1 protein-coding gene is annotated in these 380 nt (G+C 60.0%); it reads right to left on the bottom strand.

Annotation, left to right across the window (positions count from 1 at the left end):
- Positions 1 to 380, bottom strand: a 380-nt coding sequence (locus tag RZR99_RS33160) for a POTRA domain-containing protein (RefSeq protein ID WP_323123872.1), incomplete at both ends; no start/stop codon positions are given.

The raw sequence follows: 380 nt of genomic DNA, 5'->3' as shown, positions 1-380 counted from the left end.
TTGACGGTCGCGAACGCATAGCCGTACTCGCCGAGCTTGTCGACGATCGCGCGCGTGGTCTTCTGCAGCTTGTCCGCCGAGAACCGGTCGCCCGGCTTGATCGTGATCAGCTTCTGCAGTTCCGCCTGGCGGTCCAGCAGATTGCCCGACAGCTTGATGCCCGACACCGTGTACGGCTCGCCTTCGTGCAGCGTCACCGTCAGGTACATGTCCTTCTTGTCGGGCGAGATCGACACCTGCGTCGATTCGATGTTGAACTCGAGGTAGCCCCGGTTCAGGTAGTACGAGCGGACGTTTTCGAGGTCGCCCGTCAGCTTTTCCTTCGAGTACAGATCGTTCTTCGTGTACCAGGAGAACCAGTTCGGCGTCGACAGCTGCAT

Origin of the sequence: Burkholderia alba (assembly GCF_034721475.1) — a bacterium.
In the GTDB taxonomy this organism is placed as follows: Bacteria; Pseudomonadota; Gammaproteobacteria; order Burkholderiales; family Burkholderiaceae; genus Burkholderia; species Burkholderia alba.
This window is presented reverse-complemented; position numbering and strand designations above follow the sequence as displayed.